The sequence below is a fragment of the Streptomyces sp. 7N604 genome (assembly GCF_052245475.1).
In the GTDB taxonomy this organism is placed as follows: Bacteria; Actinomycetota; Actinomycetes; order Streptomycetales; family Streptomycetaceae; genus Streptomyces.
This window is the reverse complement of sequence record NZ_JBQQBX010000051.1, coordinates 1-24,900: the sequence shown is the minus strand read 5'-3', so window position 1 is coordinate 24,900 and position 24,900 is coordinate 1. Positions and strand designations below refer to the sequence as shown.

The 24,900-nt window shown below is 68.4% G+C and carries 19 protein-coding genes and 6 pseudogenes; 15 read left to right on the top strand and 10 right to left on the bottom strand.

Annotated elements, in window-relative coordinates; genetic code table 11:
- Window position 1: 1 nt before the first annotated feature.
- On the bottom strand, window positions 2-814 hold the full coding sequence (locus ACTWP8_RS35530) for a MerR family transcriptional regulator (protein WP_443326199.1): 813 nt from the start codon (window positions 812-814) through the stop codon (window positions 2-4).
- A 70-nt stretch (window positions 815-884) separates the two neighbouring features.
- Window positions 885-1,437, bottom strand: a pseudogene (locus ACTWP8_RS35525) (TetR/AcrR family transcriptional regulator).
- A 96-nt stretch (window positions 1,438-1,533) separates the two neighbouring features.
- Between ACTWP8_RS35525 and ACTWP8_RS35520 the strand changes: the two are divergent.
- Window positions 1,534-2,142, top strand: coding sequence for a DUF2867 domain-containing protein (locus ACTWP8_RS35520; RefSeq protein WP_443326198.1), 609 nt, complete (start codon window positions 1,534-1,536; stop codon window positions 2,140-2,142).
- A gap of 211 nt (window positions 2,143-2,353) precedes the next feature.
- Here the strand turns inward: ACTWP8_RS35520 and ACTWP8_RS35515 are convergent, their stop codons facing one another.
- A complete protein-coding gene (locus ACTWP8_RS35515; protein WP_443326197.1) occupies window positions 2,354-3,385 on the bottom strand; it encodes a hypothetical protein in 1,032 nt (343 codons plus the stop codon).
- The gene (locus ACTWP8_RS35510) at window positions 3,382-3,708 is read right to left on the bottom strand and encodes a hypothetical protein (RefSeq protein WP_443326196.1); all 327 of its coding nucleotides are present in this window, start codon (window positions 3,706-3,708) and stop codon (window positions 3,382-3,384) included. The genes ACTWP8_RS35515 and ACTWP8_RS35510 overlap by 4 nt, the downstream gene beginning before the upstream one ends.
- A gap of 370 nt (window positions 3,709-4,078) precedes the next feature.
- On the opposite strand from ACTWP8_RS35510, the pseudogene ACTWP8_RS35505 reads away from it, so the two are divergent.
- A pseudogene (locus ACTWP8_RS35505) lies at window positions 4,079-4,990 on the top strand (IS5 family transposase).
- A 163-nt stretch (window positions 4,991-5,153) separates the two neighbouring features.
- On the opposite strand, the gene ACTWP8_RS35500 reads toward ACTWP8_RS35505, so the two are convergent.
- Window positions 5,154-5,753, bottom strand: a complete 600-nt coding sequence (locus tag ACTWP8_RS35500; RefSeq protein ID WP_443326195.1) for a TetR/AcrR family transcriptional regulator — start codon at window positions 5,751-5,753, stop codon at window positions 5,154-5,156.
- 169 nt (window positions 5,754-5,922) lie between these two features.
- Between ACTWP8_RS35500 and ACTWP8_RS35495 the strand changes: the two genes are divergently transcribed.
- Window positions 5,923-7,368: an FAD-dependent monooxygenase gene (locus tag ACTWP8_RS35495; RefSeq protein WP_443326194.1), complete on the top strand. Its 1,446-nt coding sequence runs from the start codon at window positions 5,923-5,925 to the stop codon at window positions 7,366-7,368.
- 34 nt (window positions 7,369-7,402) lie between these two features.
- Here ACTWP8_RS35495 and ACTWP8_RS35490 read toward each other — a convergent pair whose 3' ends face one another.
- Window positions 7,403-7,894, bottom strand: coding sequence for a hypothetical protein (locus tag ACTWP8_RS35490; protein WP_443326193.1), 492 nt, complete (start codon window positions 7,892-7,894; stop codon window positions 7,403-7,405).
- Window positions 7,895-8,026: 132 nt separating this feature from the next.
- Window positions 8,027-8,269, bottom strand: a pseudogene (locus tag ACTWP8_RS35485) (hypothetical protein); the annotation flags it as partial.
- Between the two features lie 127 nt (window positions 8,270-8,396).
- Between ACTWP8_RS35485 and ACTWP8_RS35480 the strand changes: the two are divergent.
- The 5 genes and pseudogenes from ACTWP8_RS35480 to ACTWP8_RS35460 form a co-directional block, all read left to right on the top strand.
- Window positions 8,397-8,717 (top strand): putative quinol monooxygenase, encoded by a 321-nt coding sequence (locus ACTWP8_RS35480; protein ID WP_443326192.1) that lies wholly within the window; start codon window positions 8,397-8,399, stop codon window positions 8,715-8,717.
- The gene (locus ACTWP8_RS35475) at window positions 8,714-9,169 is read left to right on the top strand and encodes a group II truncated hemoglobin (protein ID WP_443326191.1); all 456 of its coding nucleotides are present in this window, start codon (window positions 8,714-8,716) and stop codon (window positions 9,167-9,169) included. Before ACTWP8_RS35480 ends, ACTWP8_RS35475 begins: the two co-directional genes overlap by 4 nt.
- Before the next feature lie 108 nt (window positions 9,170-9,277).
- Window positions 9,278-9,663 (top strand): annotated as a pseudogene (locus ACTWP8_RS35470) (transposase); the annotation flags it as partial.
- 258 nt (window positions 9,664-9,921) lie between these two features.
- Window positions 9,922-12,210, top strand: coding sequence for a choice-of-anchor P family protein (locus ACTWP8_RS35465; RefSeq protein ID WP_443326190.1), 2,289 nt, complete (start codon window positions 9,922-9,924; stop codon window positions 12,208-12,210).
- 67 nt (window positions 12,211-12,277) lie between these two features.
- Window positions 12,278-12,448 (top strand): annotated as a pseudogene (locus tag ACTWP8_RS35460) (IS701 family transposase); the annotation flags it as partial.
- Between the two features lie 233 nt (window positions 12,449-12,681).
- On the opposite strand, the pseudogene ACTWP8_RS35455 reads toward ACTWP8_RS35460, so the two are convergent.
- Window positions 12,682-14,143: pseudogene (locus ACTWP8_RS35455) on the bottom strand (membrane-associated oxidoreductase); the annotation flags it as partial.
- Between the two features lie 450 nt (window positions 14,144-14,593).
- Between ACTWP8_RS35455 and ACTWP8_RS35450 the strand changes: the two are divergent.
- The 5 genes from ACTWP8_RS35450 to ACTWP8_RS35430 all read left to right on the top strand — a co-directional run bounded on the left by ACTWP8_RS35450 (window position 14,594) and on the right by ACTWP8_RS35430 (window position 21,725).
- Entirely contained in the window at window positions 14,594-15,382 is a 789-nt protein-coding gene (locus ACTWP8_RS35450; RefSeq protein WP_443326212.1) for a transposase, read from the top strand.
- A 107-nt stretch (window positions 15,383-15,489) separates the two neighbouring features.
- Entirely contained in the window at window positions 15,490-17,817 is a 2,328-nt protein-coding gene (locus ACTWP8_RS35445) for a hypothetical protein (RefSeq protein WP_443326189.1), read from the top strand.
- Window positions 17,818-17,875: 58 nt separating this feature from the next.
- Window positions 17,876-18,643, top strand: coding sequence for a hypothetical protein (locus tag ACTWP8_RS35440; protein ID WP_443326188.1), 768 nt, complete (start codon window positions 17,876-17,878; stop codon window positions 18,641-18,643).
- 678 nt (window positions 18,644-19,321) lie between these two features.
- A complete protein-coding gene (locus ACTWP8_RS35435) occupies window positions 19,322-20,266 on the top strand; it encodes a hypothetical protein (protein WP_443326187.1) in 945 nt (314 codons plus the stop codon).
- Between the two features lie 55 nt (window positions 20,267-20,321).
- Window positions 20,322-21,725: an ankyrin repeat domain-containing protein gene (locus tag ACTWP8_RS35430; RefSeq protein WP_443326186.1), complete on the top strand. Its 1,404-nt coding sequence runs from the start codon at window positions 20,322-20,324 to the stop codon at window positions 21,723-21,725.
- Between the two features lie 472 nt (window positions 21,726-22,197).
- On the opposite strand, the gene ACTWP8_RS35425 is transcribed toward ACTWP8_RS35430, so the two are convergent.
- The gene (locus ACTWP8_RS35425) at window positions 22,198-23,061 is read right to left on the bottom strand and encodes a hypothetical protein (RefSeq protein WP_443326185.1); all 864 of its coding nucleotides are present in this window, start codon (window positions 23,059-23,061) and stop codon (window positions 22,198-22,200) included.
- 181 nt (window positions 23,062-23,242) lie between these two features.
- Here ACTWP8_RS35425 and ACTWP8_RS35420 point away from each other — a divergent pair, with 181 nt between their 5' ends.
- A complete protein-coding gene (locus ACTWP8_RS35420; protein ID WP_443326184.1) occupies window positions 23,243-23,737 on the top strand; it encodes a nitroreductase/quinone reductase family protein in 495 nt (164 codons plus the stop codon).
- Between the two features lie 196 nt (window positions 23,738-23,933).
- Here ACTWP8_RS35420 and ACTWP8_RS35415 read toward each other — a convergent pair whose 3' ends face one another.
- Complete coding sequence (locus tag ACTWP8_RS35415; RefSeq protein WP_443326183.1) at window positions 23,934-24,176, bottom strand: hypothetical protein; 243 nt, start codon at window positions 24,174-24,176, stop codon at window positions 23,934-23,936.
- A gap of 235 nt (window positions 24,177-24,411) precedes the next feature.
- Here ACTWP8_RS35415 and ACTWP8_RS35410 point away from each other — a divergent pair, with 235 nt between their 5' ends.
- Window positions 24,412-24,720, top strand: a complete 309-nt coding sequence (locus tag ACTWP8_RS35410) for a transposase family protein (RefSeq protein ID WP_443326182.1) — start codon at window positions 24,412-24,414, stop codon at window positions 24,718-24,720.
- The last annotated feature ends 180 nt before the right edge of the window (window positions 24,721-24,900 follow it).

The window sequence follows — 24,900 nt, the reverse complement described above, 5'->3', positions numbered from 1 at the left end:
CTCATCGCAGCAACTCCGCCCGCGCGGCGAGCAGTTCCATTGCTCTGCGAATCGCCTCCGCCTGCGCGGGCGCGAAATCGGCGAACAACACCTCGCCGAAGGCGGCGGCACCGGGCACTTCAGGGCTGGGATCACTGGTCGCTGAGGTCAGTGCCGCAGCCACCTCATCCGGCACGCAACTGGCCACAGCCTGTGCCGCCTGTTCCACGCGTGGATCGTCGGGGAGCGTGTCAGCCAGGTCGTCCAGCAGCGCGTACGCTGCGTAAGCCCGCCGAACCGCATCCGGCTCTGACGCGGCTGCCCGCACCAACGCCAGCACGCTTTCCCGGGCCCCAGGCGGTGCTGCTGTCTCCAGCAGCGCCAGCACCTCACGATCCTGCGCGGCCATCGCAGGCTCCGGTCCCGGCAGCATGGCGGAAACACGGGTCATCTGGGCGAACAGGTCGGTGAGCTCGGGTGACAGCGGTCCGTCGACCGGCAGCCCGGCCTCCTGCGCCTGCCGCAACAGCACGGCCAGCCTGGCACGGCGGGCACGGATGTCTTCCTCCTGCCGCTGCAGATCTGCATCCAGGTCGGCGAGAATCTCGTACAGGTCACGCCCCGTGTCGTCGGCGAGCACATCACGCACCTCATCCAAGCTGAGTCCCAGCTCCGTCAGACGCCGCACACGGGCCAGGCGAACGGCATCTCGTAGCCCGTACTCGCGATAGCCATTCGGCTTCCGCGCTGGCTCGGGCAACACTCCGTGGTGGTGGTAATGGCGCACCGCTCGTGTGGAGACCCCGACAAGCGCGGCCAACTCTCCGATCCGCATGGCACCAGTAGAAACGTTGACGCTACGGCAAGGTCAACACGAGTAAGAGGCAACGGGGTATCGCTGAGGTTCAGACACAGGTACTAACCGCGGCGAGGACTTCCGTGCGGCTGCGCGGGCCGTTGTCGGCTGCGATGAGGTGGTCCCCGATGCGCAGTGAGAAGGTGATCAGGCAGCGGGCCTCGACATCGCCCTCGTCGGGACAGAAGGCCCCGTAGAGCTCGCGCAGATAGTCCATGCGCCGGTTGTCGGCCCGGCGGAGGCAACGCGCGACGCCTTCGTCGCGCCGGGCCCAGTCGCGGATCGCGAGCTCGACCCCGGCGCTGGTCACGGGCGTCTCGCCCGACCCCACGAAGTCGAAGAGACGCCCGAGCCGCTCGCGTGCGTCGCCCCCGTCGCGCTCGATCCGCTCGATGGCATCCTCGGTGACCCCGCGCTCCCAGGTGTCGAGCATCTCCTCCAGCAGGGCGGCGCGGTTGCGGAAGTAGCCGTAGAAACCGCCCTTTGCTGACGCCGAGCACCTGGGCGAGGACCTCGACCCGGACAGCCTCGGGGCCGCTGGCGGCGAGCGCCCGCAGCCCCTCCTCGATCCACTTGTCCCGCGGCGTACGGATCGCGCCCATGCTGTGTCTCCCCTCACATGTCCCGGCCAAGTATACGGAGCCGTATAGCTGGGTTTACGCTCGATCCATACGCCACCGCATAGACAGGGGTCTGCCATGAGCGATCTGCGCCTTCCCTCAACCGAACACACGTCCCGCCCTTGGCGGATCCACGAGATCGCCGGCGACTTCCGGCTCGAGGACCTGTGGGCGCTGCCGACACCGGGCGGCCCGGACGACCTGCACCACTTGGTCCAGCAGATGGCGGACGGCAAAGGCGGTCCGGACGGCGGCAACCCCGTGGGCCGCTTCCTTTTCGCGGTGCGCTGGAAGCTCGGCGCGCTGCTCGGCTGGGACAGGCCGGACTCGGGCGTCGGCGGCCGGGTGGCGTCGCTGCGCGACCGGCTGCCGGACGACCTGCGCGAGGGGCCGCGGGGGCCCGACCTCAGCGCGGCGCCCTTCACATCGGTCTTCCAGACACACGACGAGTGGGCCGCCGAGTACGCCAACAAGACCATGCACGGGGTGATGCACGTCGGCTGGGTCCCCGACGGGAACGGCGGCTACCGCGGCCAGATGGCCGTCCTGGTGAAGCCCAACGGCCGCTTCGGCTCTCTGTACATGCTCGGCATCAAACCCTTCCGGTACCTGGGGGTGTACCCGGCCCTGATGCGATCGATCGGCCGGGAGTGGCGAGAGAACACGGCGCGCCGAACGGCACGCTGACGCCTCCCCTCCCCGTAACCCAGGCTCCACCCCGCCCCCGCTCCTCAACACCGGCGGGGGCTTGGGCGGAGGCACAAGGGATCGTGGTGGAGGTGTTCTACCTGCCACCCCGCAGCCCAGCCTCGAAGCGATCTGGACCGCCACGGACCAAGCGCTGACCCGCCAAACCGACCGGCATCCAAGAATCAGCAGCGAACTTCACCAAAACCGCCTAGCGGTTGACGGCCTGGACCTCGCGCACCGTGAGGTTCGTGGCGGTGCCAAACGTGCCGTCCGGCAACTTCCCACCGGCGCCTCCGGATCCATTCCAAGAGATCTCCCACCGGACGGTGGCCTTGAACTCGTACGGACCGTCATGCCCAGTAGCCCGCAGGTAGGTCAGGCCGCACGGCGGATCCTGCTTCGCTCTGGACGCGTTGTAGGGGGTGCCGATGCTGCCGTCATCTCGGATCGGGCAGTCGCCCCCGGTGGGGTAGACCTTGGCGTTTTCCGTGCCGGGGTCAAGGTGCAGACTGACGGGCTTCGCAGTCGTGGTTGCCCACAGGCCGGTACCGGGCAGGCGAGCGGTCACCTTGCCGGGCTTGAACCGGGGGCCGTCCGACCACACCCATGTAGGCAGATTGACGACCTGTCGACCGTCCGGGCTCATCTCTACGTCGGTGTCAGGTATGCGCACCTCGTCATAGGCGTACCCTGCCAGAACCTCTGGGGTGACCATCTCCTGGGCTGGCGGCTTCTCCCTGTCCAGCGCGAAGATCATGTCCCGACTGCACGCATCCCACGGTGCCTCATCCCGACGGTTGGGATTGACCACCCCCCGGTACCACTTGCCCTCCCCCTGATGCTCGGTGGCGTAGTCGTCGTACTTCGAATATTGCGACTTTCGCCCGTAGCGTTCCTTCATCCATTCCTCTCCCCACCCGACGCTCGGGGAGACAGGGATGGTGTCCGTCTGGGGGTTCATCTTCTTCACAGCCGATTTCAGCTGCTCCGGTGTGGCCACGGGCTCGTACCAGCACACCGGAGGTGTCCAGGTGGCGTGGGTGGGCGTGAGGCCCGTGGATCCGGAGCCACCGGATTGGGTGACCTCGATTTGCGTCTGGGTTGCGCCCGCCATGAGAGTGCCGTCCCCCTCGGCGTCTCCTTGTGCCTCGCCTTGCTGCCACCCGGCGTAGGCAGGGGTGGGCGCGGCAAGGAGGGCGGCAGAAGCGATGAGCACCAGGCCGATTCGGGGTAACTTCACGGCTTGCACCTGCCCGGCTGGGTGGAGACGTTGACCACCTGCCAGACACCGTCTTGATTCTTCTGGACGGTGGTGGAGTACAGGATGTAGTCGTTCGGCGATGGTGTGGTCCGGAGCGTCTTCCCGCTCTTGAAGTCGCGGCTGTAGCCGGTGCGGGAGTGCTCGGACGTGGCCGGCATCGAGGCTAGGTAGGAGCGGGCCGTGGCAGCACTGACCGGTGTGGGCAGTGCGGCCTGCGCTGGGGCGGTGCCGAGGACGGTCAGCGCGGCAGTGGCGGCCGCCACCAGGGCGGCGACCACGCCGCGGCGAGCAGGTGTGCGCATGGGGCATCGACTCCTGGGCTGAGACGAGAGCGCGGGGGGCGCGCTCATCCTGACCCGAAGGCATCTATGCGAGTAGACCTCAGACAGTGAAATTCCCATGACGGTAGGTCAACATTCGGCCGTTGCTTCATCGCTGGGGACGGCTCCCTTAGAAACCACCGTTTCCCGTGACGGGTGTAACACCACACGAGGGCGACACCCCGCCTGGACACCGCCTCTGTCATCGGCCACCCACGGAGCCGACCGCTGACACCGGACCGGCGCATCGCCTGCAGGGTGTCAGGTGAGGTTCCGCTTCAGGGCGGCGAGGTAGTTGTTGATGAAGTGGTCGCACACTCCGTCGCCGGCCGGGGCGAGCAGGTCCGCGGTCATGCCCTTGGCGCGGTCGGCCAACGCACCTAGGCAGTTTCGTTTGGATCAGTCGGTCGCTGGTCCGGGTGTGCCGTTGACTGATGCGCAGTGGGCGCGGATTGAGCCCTTACTCCCGGACCGGACGCCGAAACGGGGTGGCCGCTGGCGGGACCATCGTGAGGTGATCGACACGATCGCCTACAAGTTCCAGACCGGTACCCAGTGGGTCCATCTGCCGGAGAAGTACGGCAACTGGCGAGGGGTCTACAACCGGCTGCGGATGTGGGCCGTCGACGGGACCTGGGAGCGGGTATTCACCGCGCTGATGGCCCAGGCCGACGCGGAGGAAGACCTCAACTCGGCGGTCTCGGTGGACTCCACGATCGTGCGGGCTCACCAGCACGCGGCCGGGGCCCGCAAAAAGGGGCCCCGGCCGGCGAACCGGACGACCATGCCATCGGCCGGTCCCGGGGCGGACTGACCACAAAGATCCACCTTGCTGCCGACGACCGCTGCCGGCCTCTCGCGTTCGTCCTGACCGCAGGCCAGGTCGGCGACGCACCTGCCTTCACGGACGTCATGGCCCCTGCGGGTTCCCCGCCGCCGAGGACGGCCACGCACCAGACCGGACGTGGTTCTGGCGGATAAGGCGTACTCTTCCCGCGCGATCCGCGAGCACCTGCGCAAGCGCGGCATCCGGGCAGTGATCCCCGTCCCTGCTGACCAGCGCGGACACCGGCTGCGACGGGGCAGCCAAGGCGGCCGGCCACCGGCCTTCGACCGGGAGGCATACAAGCAGCGCAACACCGTCGAGCGGTGCATCAACCGCCTGAAGCAGTGGCGAGGCATCGCCACCCGCTACGAGAAGACCGCCACCATCTACCTGGCCGGACTCCACATCGCAGGCATCTTCCTCTGGCCCGGCCGATGATCCAACGAGACCGCCTAGGCGTGTCAGGGGCTCGGCGGGTTCTCGGCGCTCGGCTGGCCTCCTGGGCCCGGATTTCTCGGCGCCCGGCGGGTCTCATGTACGGGGCGGCCTTCCAGCGCCCTACCGGTCCCGTGGCCCGGCGGATACGAGTGCTCGGCAGGCCTCAGGGACTCGGCGCGGTCAGGTACCGCTGGATCGTCGGTGCCAGCCATGCCACGATCTCCGCCCGCGCCAGCCCCACCGCCGGCGGCATCCGCAGCACGTACCGCGTGAGCGCCAGCCCCAGCAGCTGCGACGCCATGAGTGCCGCCCGTGCCGGGACCTGCTCGGGGTCGGGGCACACCTGCCGGGCGACCGGCAGCAGCTGGTCCCGCAGGATGCCCTGCATGCGCTCCGCCCCGGCCTGGTTGGTCACGCCGACCCGCAGCAGGGCGGTGAGGACCTCGTTGTTCTCCCACATGTCGAGGAAGTGCTCGACGAGGATCCGCCCCGCGTCCCGCCGGCGGTCCGCCCCGCTCACGTCCGGCAGCCGCAGGTCGATGGCGACGGCCGCCGCGAAGAGGCCCTCCTTGTTGCGGTAGTACCGCATCACCATCGACGGATCGATGTTCGCGTCCTTGGCGATGGCGCGGATGGTGGCTCGCTCGTAGCCGTCGGTCGCGAAGCGCTCGCGGGCCGCCGCGAGGATCGCGCCGCGGGTGGCGTCGGAGCGGCGGGGGGCGCCGGAGCCGGGAACCGTGGAGGTGCTGTCGCTGCCGTTCATGCCAACAAGCGTAGGCCAACGTGCGTTGGTCAACAAGCGTTCGCCAACAGTTGTTTGCCAACGACTGTTGACATCTTTCTTAGCCTCTCGCTATTTTCGTCAACGAGCGTTGGCCAACATTTGTTGGCGATAGGCGATGGCAAGCAAGCGTTGGCAACAGGAGGCCACCATGAACGGCACCGCCACCCACCGCACCGTGATCGTCGTCGGCTCCGGCCCCACCGGTCTCCTCCTCGCCGGTGACCTCGCCACAGCCGGCGTCACCGTGACCCTCGTCGAGAAGCGGCCGCGCAAGATCAGCAACCTGTCACGCGCCTTCGGGGTGCACGCCCGCACCCTGGAGCAGCTCGACGCCCGCGGCCTCGCCGACGAACTCCTCACCACCGGCGACACCATCACCGGCCTGCGGCTCTTCCGCCGCCTCTCCCTCGATCTGAGCACGCTGCCCTCGCGTTTCCCGTTCCTGCTCATCACCCCGCAGTACGAGGTCGAGCGGCTCCTGGAGCGGCGGGCCCGGGAGGCTGGGGTCGAGTTCGCGTACGAGAGCGAGGTCGTGGGGCTGCGGCAGGACGACGAGCGGGTCGACCTCGACGTGCGCGGCGCGGACGGGGCGGTCGTCACCCGCCGGGCGGCCTATGTCGTCGGCGCCGACGGTCACCGGAGCGCCGTGCGGGAGGCGATCGGCCTGGACTTCCCCGGTGTCTCCGTCATCAAGTCGCTGATCCTGGCCGATGTCCGGCTGGCCGAGAAGCCCGAGGGCGTCCTCACCGTCAACGGCCGCGGCGACGCCTTCGCGATGATCGCCTCCTTCGGCGACGGCTGGTACCGGGTCATGGGCTGGAACCGCCGCAACGAGGTCTCCGACGACGCCCCGCTCGACCTCGACGAGGTCAAGGAGATCACCCGCCGTGCCCTGGGCGCCGACTACGGCATGCACGAGGCCCGCTGGCTCTCCCGTTTCCACAGTGACGAGCGCCAGGCACCGCACTACCGGGTCGGGCGGGTCTTCCTCGCCGGGGACGCCGCGCATATCCACTCCCCGGCCGGCGGGCAGGGCATGAACACCGGCCTCCAGGACGCCGCCAACCTGAGCTGGAAGCTCGCCGCGGCCGTCCAGGGCCGGGCGCCCGAAGGGCTCCTCGACAGCTACGAGGCCGAGCGCCACCCGGTCGGCAGGGCGGTGCTGCGCAGCAGTGGCGGACTGGTCCGGCTGGCCCGCGCGCGGAATCCGCTGCTGCGTGCCGCCCGCGCCCTTGTCTCCGCGTTCGTCGACATGGCCCCGCCCGTCCAGCGCAAGGCCCTGGGTCAGATCACCGGGATCGGCTACGCCTACCCCGCCCCCCGCGGCGCCCACCGCCTCACCGGCACCCGCGTCTCCGACGTCGCCCTGAAGGACGGCCGGCTCTACGAGGCGCTGCGCGGCGGCCGGTTCGTGCTGATCACGCCCGGGACGTACGAAGGCCCCGGTGTCCGTGAGGGGTGGCTGACCGTGGAGCGCTGGGCGGGCGACCGCCGGACGACCGTCCTGGTACGGCCCGACGGATACGTGGCCTGGGCGGCGGAGGGTGCGGACACGGCGGGGATCGAGGAGGCGGTGGCCCGGCATCTGGGCTAGGCCCTCTCGGCTGGATCATCCCGGCGTCGCGGGGTCAGGGCGGTCGAGAGGCGCCGCACCTCACGGCCGGGCTGATCCGAACGACAGGGCCTGGTCGTTCAACGCGGCGACGGCGGCGCGGAACTCCTGGGTATGCAGGGCGACCGTGTTGCGCTGGACGGGCGCCTCGCCCGGCTCGCCCCACACCTTGTGCACGGGCGGCCCCCATCCGCTCGTTCATGTCGTCGTTGACCACGGCCGCGTACTCTTCGGGAACCTCGCGCAGGTCCGGAACCGTGACGATGGTGCCGTGCCGGGTGCCGATCATTCCGAGAGTGTTGACCTTCCAGCCGAGCTGCCGGGCGGCCTTGCGCACCGCGGCGCGGATCAGCTCCACCCCGCCCATCCCGACGGCCTCTTCGTCGTCCAGGTTCACCTGGTACGAGCCGCCGTATCCGCCGGCGCCCTCCGGGCAGCAGCGGCGCAGCAGGGGCACAATGGCCTCGGCCATGGCGATACAGCGCAGGTCTTTCGCATACGAGGGCACGGATGGCAGCGTAGAGGCGCGGCCGGTCGCCTGGTGACCGGCCGCTGGTCTGCCGTCCCAGTAGAAGGCGGGGCTGACATCGACACCTCTCCCGGCATCTCATCTACAGCCTGGCGGTACGCAGCTCGTGCAGGAGTCGGTGACGACGTTCGAGCCGTCGCGCTTGAGGACGGTCTCGCGGGTGTTGCAGGTGCCGGTGATGGTGATCCGGTGGAGGAACAGGTCGCGGCTGTAGCCAGTGCGGGAGTGCTCGGTCGTCACGGGCATGGAGGCCAGGTAGGAGCGGGCCGTGGCGGCGCTGACCGGGGTGGGCAGCGCGGCCTGCGCCGGGGTGGTGCGAATAACAACTCGTGCGAGTAGGCGGCGAGTAGGCAGCCAGGCGTCGTCAGACGCTGGGGCGGGGCAGCAGGGGCTCTCCGGTGAGGTCTTGTGTGATCAGACAGCGAGTGCGGTGATCAAAGTGAATACTGGGGGCGTACGACAACAAGAGGTGGGGGCATCCGTGATCGTTGAGTACGTCCGTTACCGGATCATGGAGGCGGAACGCCGCGCGGAGTTCGAGCGTGCCTACACCGTGGCCGCCGAGCAGTTGGACCTTGCCCCGCAGTGCGTGGCCTACGAGTTGTGCCACGGCGTGGAGGAGCCGGAGCGGTACATCCTGCGCATCGAGTGGACCTCGGTGGAGGAGCACGAGCAGGCTTTCCGGACGGGCCCGCACTTTCCGCCGTTCCTTGCCGCCGTCCGCCCCTACATCGGCGACATCGAGGAAATGAAGCACTACGAGCGGACGGCCGTGGCGTCCCGGGCAGGAGGGGCCGAGTGACCGGGCGCGCTGAGACTCTGGCCGAGGCTGTCGGGGGCACGGAAGCTCTGCGCCGACTGAGCAACACCTTCTACGACGGCGTCTTGGCCGACCCGGTGCTGGCGCCGGTCTTCGCCAACTTCAGCCGCACCCACATCGAGCACGTTGCCCTCTGGCTGGCCGAGGTCTTCGGCGGCGCCACCCGCTTCACCGACGAAGTCGGCGGCCACCAGGCCCTGCTCCGTTCCCACCTCGGCCTGTCCATTACCGAGGAGCAGCGGCTGCGCTGGATGGAACTGATGACGACGGCCGTTGAGAAGGAACTGCCGGACGATGCCCTGTTGCGCCAGCGCGTGATGGAGTACTTCGACTGGGGCACGAAGATCGCCCGTGATGTCTCGGCCGATCCTGTGGGCACGGACCTCGGTGATCCAGGGCCGACACCCCGCTGGGGTTGGAACGGCCTGGCCTGATCGCACAGTCACGCGAACATCCCGGCCCCGTCGGACGCTCATCGGCAGACAGGGCAGGCACAGGTTCCGCGATCATGAAGCCACCGCTCTGTGATCACCGGGGGACCTGTGCCTGTGTTGCCGTCATGGCTGACCCAGCCGCTGTGGGATCAATTCGACGCGCTGCTGCCGAAGCGGCCAGAGGCCGATCCGTCCCACCCGCTGGGCTGCCACCGGCGCCGGATCAACGACCGGACCGTCTTCGACAAGCTGCTGCAGGTCCTGCGGCTCGGTTGCTCCTACGAGCGATCGCGGACTCGGCGTGTTCGGCCACGACGATCCGCAGCCGCCGGGACGAGTGGATACGCCTGGGTGTCTTCGCCCGTCTGAAGCAGATCGCCCTCGATGCCTACGACCGGATCGTCGGCCTCGTCCTCGACCAGATCGCCGTCGACGGGGCGATCACGAAAGCACCCGGCAGCGGCGAGGCCGCCGGGCGTTCCCCGGTGGACCGGTCAGGGCGGCGGTGGCCACGGCCACCAGGGCGGCGGCCATGCTTCGGCGGGCGTGTGTACGCATGGTGTCAACTCCCAGGCTGACGTTGAAGCGGGGGGGCGCGCTCATCGAGCGACGGCCGATCGGATGTGCCGTCCCGCATACACCGACTGGCCGGATTGTGACATTGACATCTCCCCATACGTGGTCTGTTCTTGTCCGCTGAGTGAGATAGCTCGCGCTCAGCCTGGGTCGGGGTCCGACGAAGGGGGAACGGGATGAGGCTGACCGGATGGGCGGGGGTCCGCAACGGGATCAGGGTTGCCGGTGGTTCCTCCAGGCGCGGACGGCGGTTCCGCCGCTTCGTACCCCTTGGGCTGGCGGCAGTGCTGATGGCCGCATCGATGGCGGCGATGGAACCTGCCGCTCCGGCAGCCACGCCCACTGCACCCACTGCACCCACTGCGCCCGCTTCGCCTGCTGCGGACGGCGAGGAACTGCGGGTTCTGCATTGGAACATCTGGGGGGTGACGGGGAACCACGGAACGCATGAGGTGGTGGACCGTCTCATCGACCGGGTTGAGGGCCTGCGGGACGACCGCCTGCCGGTTCATCTACTCTCGATCAACGAGACCTGCCGAGAACAGGTTACATACGTGCGCGATCAACTGAAGTCCCGTTTAGGGACTGATGCGGTCCGCGTCCACTTTGCCGAATCCAGCAGCGACTGGCGCTGCAACGGCGCGGGCAGCAACAACGATACGGGCGTGGGACTGATCGCCATCGGCGCCGATCGTGTTCTGGACAAGGTGAGGTACTGGTTCGACGCCAACGGCGGGTTGTACGGCAAGGCGTGGGGTGGCGACACTTTCACCCCGCCAGACAAGCGGGCAGCCACCTGCATGTCGGTGTCCTTCCGGTCCACTCTCGGACGCGACGTCTGGGCGTGCTCCGCACACCTCGCCACGGGCTCCGAAGGCCCGGCCGAAAAGCAGGCCGACACACTGGCGAAGGAGATCAAGAAGGATTCCCGGGGAAGGTATCCGATGGTCCTCGCGGGTGATCTCAACCTGACACCAGACCGATTCAGGGCAATTTACGCCCCGGATCAGGGCGGACACGGTGAGTTCCTTGAGGTCGACTGGCCTGAGAATCGGTGGACCTGGGGCAAATCCTCCGAACCCACGACGAAGCTGGACTACATCTTCGGTGAGGAGCGGCACCTCACTCCGACATCGGCACGTCTGTTCGACGGGGGGAAGTGCCGGAAGTGGTGGGCTTACGGTCGATGCTCGGACCACTACATGCTCTTTGGCACGCTGGCGTTCCGGGACGGCGGCGGCGGAGGAGGCGGGGGCGGAGCAGGTGGCGGTGGCCAATCACCAACGAGGCTCGTCTACACGGGACCGAAGGAGGCCCGCTACCACGATCCCTTCACCGCCTCGGCCACGCTGACCAGGAGTCCGGCCCCGGGCTCTGAACCCACCGAGCCGGTCTCCGGCGCCCCCGTGAGCTTCACCTTGGGCGCCGGGGGCGGAACCCAGGCCTGCGCCGCCACCACGAACGCCTCCGGTGTGGCACGCTGTCGACTGACCCCGGACCAGCGCCCTGGGAGGACCACGCTCACCGTGCGCTACGCCGGCGACGGCTACGCACCGAGCACCGTCACGGTCCCCTTCACCATCACTCGGCAGAAGACCGCCGTCACCTACCGAGGACCCGAACGGGTCGCCAACGGCATCCCCGCGCGACTGTCCGGTGTGCTCAGGGAGAAGAGCGACAGCGGCTCCCCCATCGCCGGCCGCCGGCTGACCCTCGCCCTGGGCTACGGAGAACACCGCCAGTCCTGCACCGCATCAACGGATTCCTCCGGGACCGCGCGATGCACGATCCCCTCCGTCGACCAGCCGCTGAACGACGACGCCACCGTCCCGGTGAGCGTCAAATTCGACGGGGACGCCTTCTACCGGCCCTCGAACTCGGCTGCCGTCGTCCTGCTGGAGTACTACACGGGACGGGCCTACGGCATGACCGGTGGTATCGACCTGCCACTGCTGCCCATCACGGTAGCCCCGACCCCGGACACTGGCCCGGTCCGGACCGCCCACGCCTTCCGTGCAACCACGCCATGCACAGCCCGCGTCGACGCGACACTGCTCATGGCGGGCGGCTTGTGCCCCAAGGTCACCACCACCCTGGCCCCCGGTACCTCAACGGCGTCGTCGACAGTGGAGAAGACGGCCATCAGAGGCGTCCCAGGGCTCCCTGCGATCGAGATCAGCGGCGCCACCGCCACCTCCACGAGCACCTGCGCGGCCGGTGGCTCCGCCACTGGAACCACCGACGTCACACTGCGCGTCGGCAACGCGCCCGTCTCTGTACGGACGGAGCCGAACAGCGAGATCGAAATCCAGCGAGGCGCGCGACTCACGGTCAACGAGCAGATCCCGGTGCCGGGAGCCGAACACGGCATGACCGTCAACGCCGTCCATCTGACCGCCCTCGACGGACTCGTGGACATCGTGGTGGCCTCCGCGACCAGCGATGTCCACAACTGCGCCAACTAATAGTGCTTCGTTACCTCTGCCGAACTTGGCTGGTCGGGGGCACGGTGGGGTATGAGGCTTTGGGGAGGTGGAACGGCTCCGGGGTGAGTTATCGGAGTTCGTTTGCTGATGTGTTCGCTTCGCTCCCGCGGCGGGATCAACGTCGGTGGGGTGGCTGCTATCTGCCGGGATGCTGGACGGCCGACGTATCCAGCCGATGGCGGCGCGGTTGCCGGACGGGAACATGCAGGCCCTGCGGAACCTGTGCATCGAGGCCATGACTTCACGATGGGCGCGATAAGTCGGTTGTGGCCGCGCTTCCGTAACCGCTACAGACGATGAACGATCCGGTCACACGTCGTTGAGCCGATCCTTCACGCAAACGCGGTCACAACCCCACAGTTGGCCAGCCTAAGCATCGCAGTTGACCAGCGCGGATACGGCCTCTGAGAGGGCGTTCTGCGAGGTTTTCGCGGGTTCTGGAGGGGGCCATTGGCGGCTGACCGTACGGGTCACGCCCGCGACGATCGTCGTCGCCAGGATCCAGCCGGTGACGATCAGAGCGTACGACAGCCACTGGTACCAGCCGTCAGGGGCGAACGCTGACTGCTGGCCGAAGTTGATGATCGGCAGGAGCAGGTCGAGGGTGTAGAAGACGGGGTTGAAGTCAGGGGCCTCGTCCGCCTTGATGGGGCGCGGGTGGTCCAGGCCGTACGCGATCGATCCGATGACCATGAGGGACAGCAGCCAGACGGCCGCGCGCAACGGACGGAAGCCGTAGCCGACGGTGGCGTCCTGGACGTACCCCCACAGCCGTCCGTACCAGGTGAGCGTGGTGCGTCGGCGGCGCTGCTTGGCGAGTTGGACGAGTCGGGCCGCGTCGTCGTCACCGACGTGGCGGTAGGCCGCCATCAACTGCTCGTAGCCGTACGGCTCATACCGGTCGCCGTCCCGCTCCAGCATCGGAAGGCGGCGCTCGGCGGGCTCGTGCGGGGTGAGTACGGTGTACGTGAGATTGCTGAGATACACCTGGTCCGGCAGCATCTGCGGTTCAAGGGTCAGGATCTCTATCTGAGAACGCCGCAGATTCAGGGCGCCCTCGACACGATCGCCCCCGCGCAGCCAGAGTTCACCGATGACACAACTGCTCGCCCGCAGTGCCGTGTCGCCCGGATGTGACAGGTGGGCGTGGAGCAGGTCGAGACGGCCCGATATGCACGAGCCTCGGAGCTCGACCCGGCCCTGCGCACGTACGCAGCGCGCCCGTACATGGGCTCCCACGTTGAGGTTCTGCGCGTCCAGCGCGGTGCCATCGGACTTGTTGAATTCCGCGTCCTGAACGTTGATCCGCCCGGCGATGGAGGCGCCGGTGAGCCGTACCTGTCCGTGTGCGCGCATTTCTGGCGCCCACAAGTCGTCCCCGACCGCGGCCTGGTTGAGCTGCAGCACCGGCTCGGAGTCGTCCGGCGCCGTGAACTCAGCCCGCTCCATGAACAGCGCCCCGGAGATCTGCGCCCCGCCGAGCCGCACCGGCCCCCGCATACGGCAGTCGTCATCCGCACCACCCCCTCGACCCGCAAGGTCGCAGAGGTCAGGCCCGGCAGAACGGACTTGCTCAATTGAGCTGGCGCAGCTGGGCTGCGTACAGGTCGGGAACGCCGTCGAATTGGCAGTGGCTCAGCCGGATGGCGGCGTCGATCGTGGCGTACTTCAGGTCCAGTACGCCGGTGATCCGCGCTCCTGTGATCTTGAGCGCGGCGATCTCCCCCTCCTCCTGCGGAGCCTTGAGCAGCAGCGCCCGCAGCACACTCGCCCTTACGGTCCGCTCGGCGCCCCAGGTGTTGCCGAGCGCCGGATCCCCGTTCTCGGCGGCGCGGAAGTCCACGGACTCGCCTCGCGGAAAGGCCCGCCATATACGTACCTCGGCCGGCGTCAGATCGTTCGTCTCGCTCACGCCGGGACTCTGACGTGCTGCGTTCGGGCTGTCGACTGCCGTACGAAGCACGCCATGCTGTTCAACATCCTTCCGCACCCGCCCCGCGCCCGGTCCTCGCCGAGCCCGGCCCCTACCTCATCGACTGCGAGCCACTGACTCCTCGGTTTGCGGGCTGCGAGGAGGGTCGAGTAGCCGGCGGCAGGGTGAAGAGGCCAGGCTCGGATTCGGCGAGGATGCCTCAGCTGACCAGGCGTTTCAGCTTGGCCCGGATACCTTCGACGTGACGGGGCTCCGCCCCCGATGGCCAGCGCCTGGCAGACCTCCCTCGCGCGGAGCCTGCCGTCGGCCTTTTCGAAGGCGGCCAGGATTTCGTGGTAACCGGGCGGGAGTGGCTCGGGTGGCGGGAAACCTCCTCGGCAGCCAGTTCCAGGATGGTTTCGCGGGTGATCTCCAGACGTTTTGGCCACGGTGCTGGAGGTGGACTTGCCGGGTCTTCCGCCGGGCAACCAGGGCCGGATCGACATCGGCCGGCTGTGCTCGCTGCTGGCCGGCCTGTCGCTGCCCCGCTTCCCGGGCGGGAGGCTGGTGCTGGCGGTGGACGTCTCGCCGTGGCTGTGGTCGGACGCGCTGTGTTCGCCGGACCGGTTGTTCTGCCATGTCTATGGTCGGGCGAAGACGGCCTCTCAGGCGTGGGACCGGGTCCACCCGCGGCTGACCCACCGCGCCGCATGGCTGGAGTATGAAGGCGAACTCCCTTTGATCGAGGGCACGTTGATCCGGCTGGAGGTCGAGCACCTGTCGAAGGACCGAGAGGCACCGGCGGTGTGGTTGTGGTCCTCGAAGACCGGCGCCACCGATGCGGATGTCGACCGGGCCTGGCAGGCGTTCCTGCGCAGGTTCGACCTGGAGCACAGGTTCAGGCTGTTCAAGCAGACCCTGGGCTGGACGAAGCCCCGACTGCGAGGGCCGGAAGCTGCCGACCGGTGGACCTGGCTGATCATCGCGATCTACGCGCAGCTCAGGCTCGCCCGCCCGCTGGCCCAGGACCTGCGGCACTCGTGGGAGAAGCCGACCGCACCGGGCCGGCTCAGCCCGGCCCGGGTCTGCCGGACGTTTCGGAACCTCCGCCAGCACATACCCTGTCCCGCCAGAGCACCTCCGCTATGCCTCGGACAACACCAACGAGCCGCTGACGTGCACGAAGTCGGGCCGACTGCCGACCCCCTCTACTGGGGTACGCCCGCACCACCCCAGTGATGCAAGCGGCATGGCCAATTCCGGTGGTGACACCTGCATGGACGGCACACAGGATCGGTCGGGGCACTCAACTGCCCCTCTGGCCATGTCCATACAAGGGGGGAATTTTGCGTTTACGTCTGCGCACCGTCCTGACCGCTCTGGCGTTATTCGCCGGAGCACTCAGCCAGGCTCAGTCGGCCACCGCCACGCCCGCGGCCGATCCGTTCGCCACCTGCGACCAGCGCAGCGATAAGGCGCCGCGCTGTGTCAGCGCCACCGCGAAGCTGGACAGAGCACCCGCCGTGGGCGGCACCGCCGCGCTCTCCGTCACCGTCAGCTCCAAGGCCGATGTGCCCGAGGCGCGTATCCACATCGACCTGCCCAACGGTCTGACATGGGCGGCCGAGCCCACCGGGTTCACCACCGCCAAGAAGGAGACAGCCCAGCCGGACGAGGGCGGGTCCGTCACCCGCGCATCCCGCTCCACGGATCTCGACCGCGGACAGTCCCTGCGGTTCACCGGCAAGGTGACAGCCGCGGCCGCCGGTGATTACGCGATCCGGGTACGGGTCCTGCCGCCCTCGGGATACGGCCTGGGCACCGAGCAGTCCGCCCTGCTCACCGTCGGCAAGACCGCCGCCAACTCCCGGCTGGGGCTGGACTCGGGACCGTATGCCACCGCCCACCTGCCCGCTGGCACCAAGGTGGGCCGGCAGACCACGCTGCCCGCGCCGAAGCTGGGAGGCTTGGCCGTCCCGGACAGCGCCTCGGCCACCGCGGCAGCGGCCCTCAGCTGCGTACGCGGTAGCTTCAACTACACCGACCGGGACGGCAACTGGCAGTCCTCCGTCAACCTCCAGGTGCAGGTGTGGGACGAGGATCCGGCCAACAGCGACGATCTGCTCACGGTCGGCCTCACCGACGCAAACGGCCGCTACCGGCTCTGCTTCGACAACAGCACCGATGCGCGCGGCGGCCAGGACGTGTATCTCCGCTTCGTCACCCAGAACGGCCAGTGGGGCGTGGAACGGGACGACGACCCCTGGACGTTCCGCTCCGGTCAGCGGGACAACCTCGGCGACGGCACCACCACCGACTTCGGCGATCTGTCGCCCGCCGACCGCCGGCTCGACCGCTCGCTGCGCGTCTACGACGTGGCCAACACCGCCTCCGCCTGGACGCCGGGCGACTGCTGGGACTCCCGCGATCCCGACTGTGAGCGCATCGACTTCAACTGGGAGCCGGGGCAGACCGAGGGCACCTTCTTCCGCCCCAGCGAAGATGAGATCTATCTGATCGACCAGGACGCCGACGACCGCAACGTGGTGGCGCACGAGCTGGGCCACGCCGTGATGGATGACCTGTATGACGACAACGACTTCGACGCAAACTGCGGCTCCGACCACCAGGCGCACAAGCAGGAGACCGCGGAGTGCGCCTGGAGCGAGGGCTTCGGCGACTGGTACGGCGTCGCTGTCTTCAACGACCCGGTCTACCGGGACACCGTCGACCAGAACATCAACGTCGACTTCGACGCCGCGACCTGGGGCTCGGTCCGCACCGACATGGCCAATGACCCGTGGGACAACGGCGACCGGGTGGAGGGCCGTATCGCGGGCGCCCTGTGGGATCTGGTCGACGGCGGCGGCGAGGCCTTCGACGACTACAACGACACCCTCGACAACGTCTGGTACACCTTCCTCGACGACCGCCCGCACACCTTCCGCGCCTGGTGGACGGAGCGCGGCGGCAACGGCAAAGAGACCGGCGAGGCGGCGCTCGGCGCCCTTTACCAGAACACCATCGACTACGACTTCCGTGACCGTCTCACCGACCATGTGTCGCTGAGCAGGCCGACCCCGCTCGTCGACCACAACTACCGCTTCGACACCACCAAGATCTTCTGGTCTGTGGTGACGCTGCGGCCGCCGGCGAACACGGACTACGACCTGTCGCTCTACGAGGACTCGGGCCAGAGCAACCTGCTGGCGAGCAGCGTCCACACCGGTGACGCCACGGACTTCGTCGCCATCAACTCCAACCGCCGCGATCTGGGGGACTACTACCCGCAAGTGCGCCGCCCCGGTGGGACCGGCACCGGCGACTACCGGATCGAGGGCGATGAGACGGAGGGCCTGCTGGCCGACACCCAGACCATCACCATGGGCGCCAACCGGCTCGCGGCGGTCTGGGACGTGTGCCTGTCCGCGCGGCAGGACGTCACCCTCACGGTGACGCCCTCGGCCGGCAGCCAGGATGCGGAGCTGTACGTCTTGTCGGCCGACTCCGGCGGCTCCGACAATGTGGCGAACCGGACCGACGCCACGGCGAGCAGTACGGGCCACGGCGCCGGCGATGCCGAACAGCTGACGGTCTCCCTGGGCGACGGCTGCCATGGCGTGGTCGTCGTGAACCGTGCGGGCAGCGGCAGCTACACCATCACGCGTTCGTAGCCAGTCAGGGGGCGGCCGGGTGACCCCCCGGCCGCCCCGCAGTCCAACCGGAGTGACCATGCGCCTCACCCCTGCGCTGTGCCGGATCGCAGCTGCACTGGCCCTGCTGTCGGCCACCGCCTGCGGCGCGGACAAGCCCGTGCCCCCCGGCGGCCCTCCGTCCGGCAGCACCACTCTGGTGCTGGGCGTCCGCGACATCCCCGGCAAACCCGGCGCCGCCAAGCTGCGCCCCATGCCAGGCATCTCGCTGTACGGCGACGGCACGCTGATAGCCCCGTCGGGCCAGACGGGGGCACTGGAGCGCGCCACGGCATACCACCTGACAAAAGACCAACTCAAGCGCCTCTACGCGGACGCGTACGCCCAGGGCCTGGCAAAGACCCGCAGCCCGGAGAAGTCGGAGACGATCGATGGCACCACACTGCTGATCACCCTCACTACGGACCAGGGTGTGGTGACCACCCAAGCCCCGGCAGACGGCAGCCTCCAGGACTACCGAGCCGGCCTGGCCCCCGCCTCCTGGCCATCCACCGCCTTCAGCGCCAACCCCCGCCCCTATGACCCACCTCGCCTGGCAGTCTTCGCCGGCTACGCCACGGACTCCACAGCCCCCGCAAAACCCTGGCCCTTCACACCCCCCGACCAGGGCACACCGACCCGCGAAGGCTGGTGCACGATCCTCACCCCAGACCAGTCGGCCCAAGCAAAGCCCCTGGCCCACAAAGCCACCCCGGAAACTCCCTGGACCTCCTCAGGCCACACCTACTGGCTGACGTTCCGCCCTCTGCTCCCCCACGAACGCGACTGCGCCGACCTGGGCCCATAAACAGGGGGTATCCGGCGGGCCGACGTCGAGGACGATGTCGGCCGGCAGCAGTTCCTCAAGTCCCTGCGCGTCGCGCTCTGTCCCGAGACCGAGCCCTGCCGGCAGGGCCGTTGGCATCACCACAGCCTGCTAGCCGCGCATCCTCCGGCGCTTCCAACCGACATGGTGGTTCCGCCGGCTGAGCGCCCGAGTGCAGCGCCGGTTCGTGGACCGGCCATGGATGGAATGGCAGGCGATTCATATCGATCTGGGTGAGCGCGAGGTCGGTGCGCTGCGCTACCAGACGTGCCGGGATTGCCGTGCGCGGGCGGATCGCGAAGCTCTCCATCGACAGTGATGTCTACGGGTTTGGGGCTCGGCTCGGCCGCGATTCTCCGCCGGGAGCACTTCGGCTACACCCGGACGACGTCTGGCCAGTACGTCGCCGCGCGCAGCTTCTGGACGCCGGCACGGGCCCGAGCAGGGCAGTGGCCGCGAGCGCCTGCCGTGATGTGCCTCCCGCCGGTGTGTTTGTCGGCGAGCCCAGCCGGAGGCACCGTCGGACCCCCGGGCCTGCTGATGCGAGAGGCGTGGTCTAGCGTGAACGGCTGCAGTGCGTGATATCGCAGTGACAACGGGGACATGGGGGATCAGTTGAAGAAGAATGCAGCGGGTCGAGTGACCGTCATAGCCGGAATCTTGAGCCTGGCCGTGGTGACCGCCGGGTGCAGCGGCTCGGGTGAGAGCACGGCCGATACCGACAGCCGACCGAAGGCGGGGCAGAGCACAGCTCCCAAGGCCGTCATCACGCCGGCCGAGGCGGAGAAGGTCGTGGACCGCTACGAGAAGGTCAACAACGCCGCGAACGCGAAGCGGGACGCGAAGCTCATGGCCACCATCGAGGGCGGCAACCTGCTCGAGCGCGACACGGCCACCTTCGAGCAGTTCAAGACCCTCTCGAAGGAGGACCAGGCAGGCTTCGACGACGGCTTCACCTACACCAAGCGCGTCTTTCACATTCCGGCCGGAACCAGCTGGTTCGCGATGTCCGCGGTGCCCAGTTACAGCAAAGACCCGCAGCTCGTGATCTTCGACAGGAGCGATGGGGCCTGGAAGATGACCGCCTCCGTCTTCCCCGACGAGAAGACCCCGCAGATTGCAACCAGCTCTGGAGGCCTGGCCACCGCGGTCGACCCGGACACCAGGAGCGGCCAGCTCGCCCCCAGCGACATGACCCACGCCTACGAGGACATCTTCGAGTCCGGTGGTAAGAACGCAGGCAGGGTCTTCGCGGCCTCCTCCACGCTGACCGAGGCCAAGAGGATCTACAAGGAACGCAACGACAAGCTCGGCTCCAGGGCCCGGGTTGCCTTCTTCGAGACCAAGCCGGCCCACACCCAGACGTACGCGCTGAAGACTAAGGACGGCGGGGTCCTGACGATCGCGCCGCTCTCCCACAAGAAGGAAACCCTGGTGACGAACTCCGGCCTCGAGATCCGTCCTTCATCCGTAGAGGCCATCTACAACAGCCGCCGCCGCCCGATCGTCGTCACCGACTTCCACGGTCAGGGCCTCTTCAACCTCCCAGCCAACGGCAAGCCAAAGGCCCTCGCCGGCGTGTACACCGTCATCGACTCCCGATGACACAGGCCCGTTGCTGGGCTGTACCAGCCAGCGGGGTCGTGACCCCCCGTCGGCCATGAACCCCTCCTCCGGCATTGCACCCCCCACACCGTCGGATTCGTGCCCGCGGGCTTTAAGTAGTCGCGGGGTCGACCTCGTCGCCGGGAAACACAGCTGGTCCCACGGACATCGGCGCCTCGCCCCTGGCTCGGAACGCAGGAGGGCCCGTCGCCGCCGGGACTTCCTGCTGTCCGCCGCAACGGTCTTAACCGGGTCAAAGGGTCATCGCCCCCGCTCTTCTCGCCACGTCATGACGTGTTGGGCGGCAGGCGGTGCCCAGCGATGTTCTGGTGGCGTTCAGCTGGGGCCGAGAAGCTGTTTCCGAACCTCGCTCCTGTTGGTGAGAGCACACCTGAGCTCTGTTACAAGCAGCGAGGCAGTATCTGCGAGTTCTGGTGCTGTCAGTGCTGTTTGCGACGATCACGACATGAGTGAGAGAAGCTGGTACCTCCAGGACTGGGGCGACCTGGCGTCCGTCAGGGCGCGGCTTGAGAGTGAGGAGTCTCCGACCGCCCGATTGGGGTCCGATTACGTCTGGGAGACGCCTTTGCACCTGGCGGCCGAGAGGGGCACGGCCGAGGCAGTGGCGGTGATGCTCGAGTTCGCGCAGGAGGTGGATGCACCGGACGCACAGGGGCTCACGCCTTTGTGGCGGGCAGTCGCGGGCGTGCGGGGTGAGACCGCGCAGGTTCTGCTCGACGCGGGAGCCAATGCGTGGCGGCCCTGCGTGGGTGAGTGGACGCCGGGGCGGCTGGCGCTGACGACGGAGCTGGCACCTTTGGTGGAAAGGACGCCGGGAGCAGTGCCGTTGAGCGCGGCACAACGGGTGGACCAGGTACGGGCCGACCGGCTCATCGGCGTGTTCGCAACAGAGCGGATCCACTCCGATGGCCTGGAGGTGACTTTCGCCGACGTGGTTGGCGGAGACGAGGTCATCGGCCGGCTCGGCGCCGACCCGGCGGATTGCCCCGTGCTGCAACAGGCTCCGCAGGTGGACCAGTTCTCGCTGTTCGACGCGGCCGGTGGCCACGCGCTGGGCGTCACCGGTACCGCGACCGGCTGCATCATCAGCCAGCCCTTCTGGCAGGCACTGGACCACCACGAACTGTCCCGCAGACTGTCCCCGGCCACCACCTACAGCCTCTTCTTCAACCCCAAGGGCGGCACTTTCGGCACGCTCTACCGCGACGGCAACCAGGTGCGGCATGAGGAGATCGGCCACGGTGCCCCGTGGCCGGATGATCCGCCGGAGCACTGGCTCTACCGCTTCTGGCAGCGACCCGGCATAACCTTCCCCCACGACGCCAACCTCCTCGCATACGCCTGCGCGATGGGAGGCATCTCAAAGGCAAACGTCAGGGACGCCTGGGCGCTGAGCGTAGGACCGCGTCGCATCGTGCGGGTGCCAGCACGGGTGTGAGTGCCTGATCTCTAGTGCCGCGCAGGCACGTGACGTGGCTTCTGCAGCGTTGACGCCTGGCCCTGGGTACGCACTGTTACATAAGGAAGCCTCTCTTCACTTATAGTGACCGACGAGTCGGGCCGCTCACTGGGCGGCGCGGCGGCAGCAGAGGTGACGGCGTTCGCTGCGACCGCGCCCGCAGAAGAGCCGCGGTGCGGGCAGCCAGCTCCGCGCCCCGGGCGCCAGCGCAGCCACCAGTGACCGTCGTTGTGTGATGGCCTGTTCCTGAGGGGCCGGGGGTGCTCATGAGGGCGGCGACGGGCCGGCCGCGTCAGCGGATGTTGCGGTGAGGCGCCGGGCTCAATTGGGCGAGGGCTCTCCCGATCGTCATCGGACAGGGCATCTCCTTTGCGGTCGGTGCGCTGAGGGTCCGGGATGTCAGCCGGTGAAGGCGGCCCGGAGGTCACTCACATCGGGCCCGCTGTCCTGCTCAGGGACATCCCACTGGTACCCGTTGCCGGCGCCGTCCGTGTGGATCAAGTCGCCTCCGCGCCGGGATTCCCTCACATCGAAGGCTACGTACGACCACACGGGCTCTCCCGGCTGCACCGGCCCCTCCTCTTCGAGAACACCCCCGAGCTCGGCGCCGCCGAGGTGGGTGACGGTGGCAGCGCCCCTGCTGCCTTCTTGGAGGGTCTGGCCGCCCGGCCTCCCACGTCCACTCGGTGGTCTCTGTGGCCCCCGCGTCGCCCTGCGCCGACTCGATGAAGGCAATGATGGCGAACATGTCGGTCTGCGGATCTTCGTAAGGCAGATCCTGCATGTAGGCCACGGCGACGGGAGTGATCTCGAGCTCGCCACCGGTGCCCTGGCCTTCCAAGGCGTCGGTGGCACCGATGGTGTCTGCCGAGCTGCCAAAGCCAAGCTTCTTGGCAGGTTCAGCGGCCGGTGTCTCCTGCGCGGTGCCAGGCCCCTCCGTTCCCCTGCCGATGTTGAAGTCGAAGTCCTTCGCGACATTGATCCCGGGGAACTTGGCCTGCACCTTATCGGCGAACGCCTGGGCCTGAGCCCGGGCCTGGTCCAGTTTCTCGAATGCTTCGGCCGCCTTGGAGACATCGCCGGCCTGGGCCCGGCGTCCGCCCTCGGTGGCGTCCCGAACACTCCCGAGCGCTCGCTCCAGCTCGGCGTTGGCGTATGGCGCGTCGGGGGCATCATCAATGATCTTCTGGATGGCGTCCGGCCCTGCATTATTGAGGCAGACGTGCGAGGGATCCTGGTAGAGAGTGTCCGCCTGGGTAACGGACTCATGCGCGCGGAAATCCTCGATCCAAGCCCGCATGCCGGCCTCGGTCACCTCCCCTCCGGCGCGCGAGCCCCCTGAGTCCCCTCCGCCACCGCAGGCGACGAGCAATCGAGCGGCAGGGCCGAGGTGTCATCCGACGTGTGCCAGCGGGCCGTCGGCTCTACCGGCCGCCGGCGACTGCGGCTAGCATCCTGTTCGTGACCGCAGCCAGCCAGGTGTGTGAGAGGTCGCCATGTCGGTCGAGCACCGAACGAAACCACCGCGGCTCCCGCCGCGCTGGTTCATCCGTCTGGCCTGGTCGGTGCACCGGGGCATGTACCGGGTCTTTGGCGGCCGGATCGGGCTGTGGCGACCACGCGCCAATGGGTGGGGCGCTCTGCGGCTGACCACCACCGGGCGCCGCACCGGCCGGCAGCGCAGCGTCATCATCGGGTATTTCGAGGACGGTCCGAACCTGGTCTCGCTGGCGATGAACGGGTGGGGTGAGGGTGAGCCCGCCTGGTGGCTCAACCTGCAGACGCACCCGGACGCGACCGTCGATCTGGTCGACGGGCGGCGGCTGGTACGAGGTCACGCCGCAACAGGCGACGAGCGGTTGCGGCTCTGGGCCCGCTGGCGCGAGATCGACACGAACCTGGACGCCTACGCGGCGCTGCGGTCATCCGAGACCGCGGTGGTGGTCCTGGAGCCCAGACCCGGCGCGCCGAACACGACGCGGGGTAGCTGACCGGCTGACGACCCACCCCACGACTGCCGCCTCAATCGAGACAGTGATCGTTGATCATGGTCCGTGTGGTGGGGAACCGGGCACGTGCAGCGATCATCGAAGCCAGCGGATCACGGGGCTGACGCCCGATGTGACCGCTGAACTCGTCGCTGAGATCGGCCCGTTGTGGCACGAGCGGCACCAGGCCGCGCTGGCGTCACGCCCTCGCCGCCGGGCCGTGGGCGCCGGGGCAAAGCACAAACTGGTCTTCGTCGACCCCCTGTTGGCCACCCTCGTTCACCTCCGACACGGTGCCACCCACGACGTACTGGCCTGCTGATTCGGCGTTCGCTCCACCATCACGCGCGCCATCGGTGAAGTACGGCCCCTGCTGGCGATGCGCGGCTGCACCGTCCCGCCCGACATCCGACTGCGCACGCTCACCGAGGTCGTCGACCATCTCGGTGCGAGTGGGCAGATCGGGATCATCGACGGAACCGAGATCCGGGTCCGCCGCCCGGCCGCCGGGCCAAGGACCGGGAGAAGTTCATCTCCGGCAAGAACAAGCAGAACGCCGTCAAGTCCATGGTCGTGACGGACGCCGACGGACGCCTGCTGTTCTGCAGCCCGGCCGAGCCGGCCAGCTGCGCGGACATCACCCATGCTGGCAGCTGGGCCTGGCCAAGGGACCAGGCGTGGAGATCCTTGCCGACGTCGGCTACCAGGGACTGGGCGCACAGACCGGCGGGCGAGTCGTGACGCCACCGCACCGCAAGTTCAAGAAGAACCCGCCGGATTGGTACGAGGAGATCTACGAACGCCGGCGCAAGGCTCACTCCTCGCGCCGGATCCGCGTCGAGCACGCCATCGCCCACCTGAAGAATTGGCGAGCCCTCGCCCGCCACCACGGCCGCCGCGAGCACATGACCGATACCCTCCAAGCCGTCGCCGGACTGCTCTCACACCAGCAGACCGCCACCCTGTCCGGCGATCCGCGAATGTGAACCTGAAGGCGAACCCGCGGCCCTCGACGCGCCACCGCCAACCATGCACGAGCTCGTTAGGGCTCGCAGAGAATCAACATGCGGGTTTGATCTTCATCGGGGGCTGGCTGCTGTACTTGTCGAGGTGGGCGGCCACGTCCGTTGGGGTGCGGAATCGGGCGGTTGAGGGCGGGAACGCGT

Bases quoted from the DNA above. Each gene is read 5' to 3' on its own strand.
- ACTWP8_RS35530 (WP_443326199.1), bottom strand. From the start codon at position 814: ATGCGGATCGGAGAGTTGGCCGCGCTTGTCGGGGTCTCCACACGAGCG.
- ACTWP8_RS35520 (WP_443326198.1), top strand. From the start codon at position 1,534: ATGAGCGATCTGCGCCTTCCCTCAACCGAACACACGTCCCGCCCTTGG.
- ACTWP8_RS35510 (WP_443326196.1), bottom strand. From the start codon at position 3,708: ATGCGCACACCTGCTCGCCGCGGCGTGGTCGCCGCCCTGGTGGCGGCC.
- ACTWP8_RS35500 (WP_443326195.1), bottom strand. From the start codon at position 5,753: ATGAACGGCAGCGACAGCACCTCCACGGTTCCCGGCTCCGGCGCCCCC.
- ACTWP8_RS35495 (WP_443326194.1), top strand. From the start codon at position 5,923: ATGAACGGCACCGCCACCCACCGCACCGTGATCGTCGTCGGCTCCGGC.
- ACTWP8_RS35465 (WP_443326190.1), top strand. From the start codon at position 9,922: ATGAGGCTGACCGGATGGGCGGGGGTCCGCAACGGGATCAGGGTTGCC.
- ACTWP8_RS35440 (WP_443326188.1), top strand. From the start codon at position 17,876: ATGCGCCTCACCCCTGCGCTGTGCCGGATCGCAGCTGCACTGGCCCTG.
- ACTWP8_RS35430 (WP_443326186.1), top strand. From the start codon at position 20,322: ATGAACCCCTCCTCCGGCATTGCACCCCCCACACCGTCGGATTCGTGC.
- ACTWP8_RS35420 (WP_443326184.1), top strand. From the start codon at position 23,243: ATGTCGGTCGAGCACCGAACGAAACCACCGCGGCTCCCGCCGCGCTGG.
- ACTWP8_RS35415 (WP_443326183.1), bottom strand. From the start codon at position 24,176: ATGGTCGACGACCTCGGTGAGCGTGCGCAGTCGGATGTCGGGCGGGAC.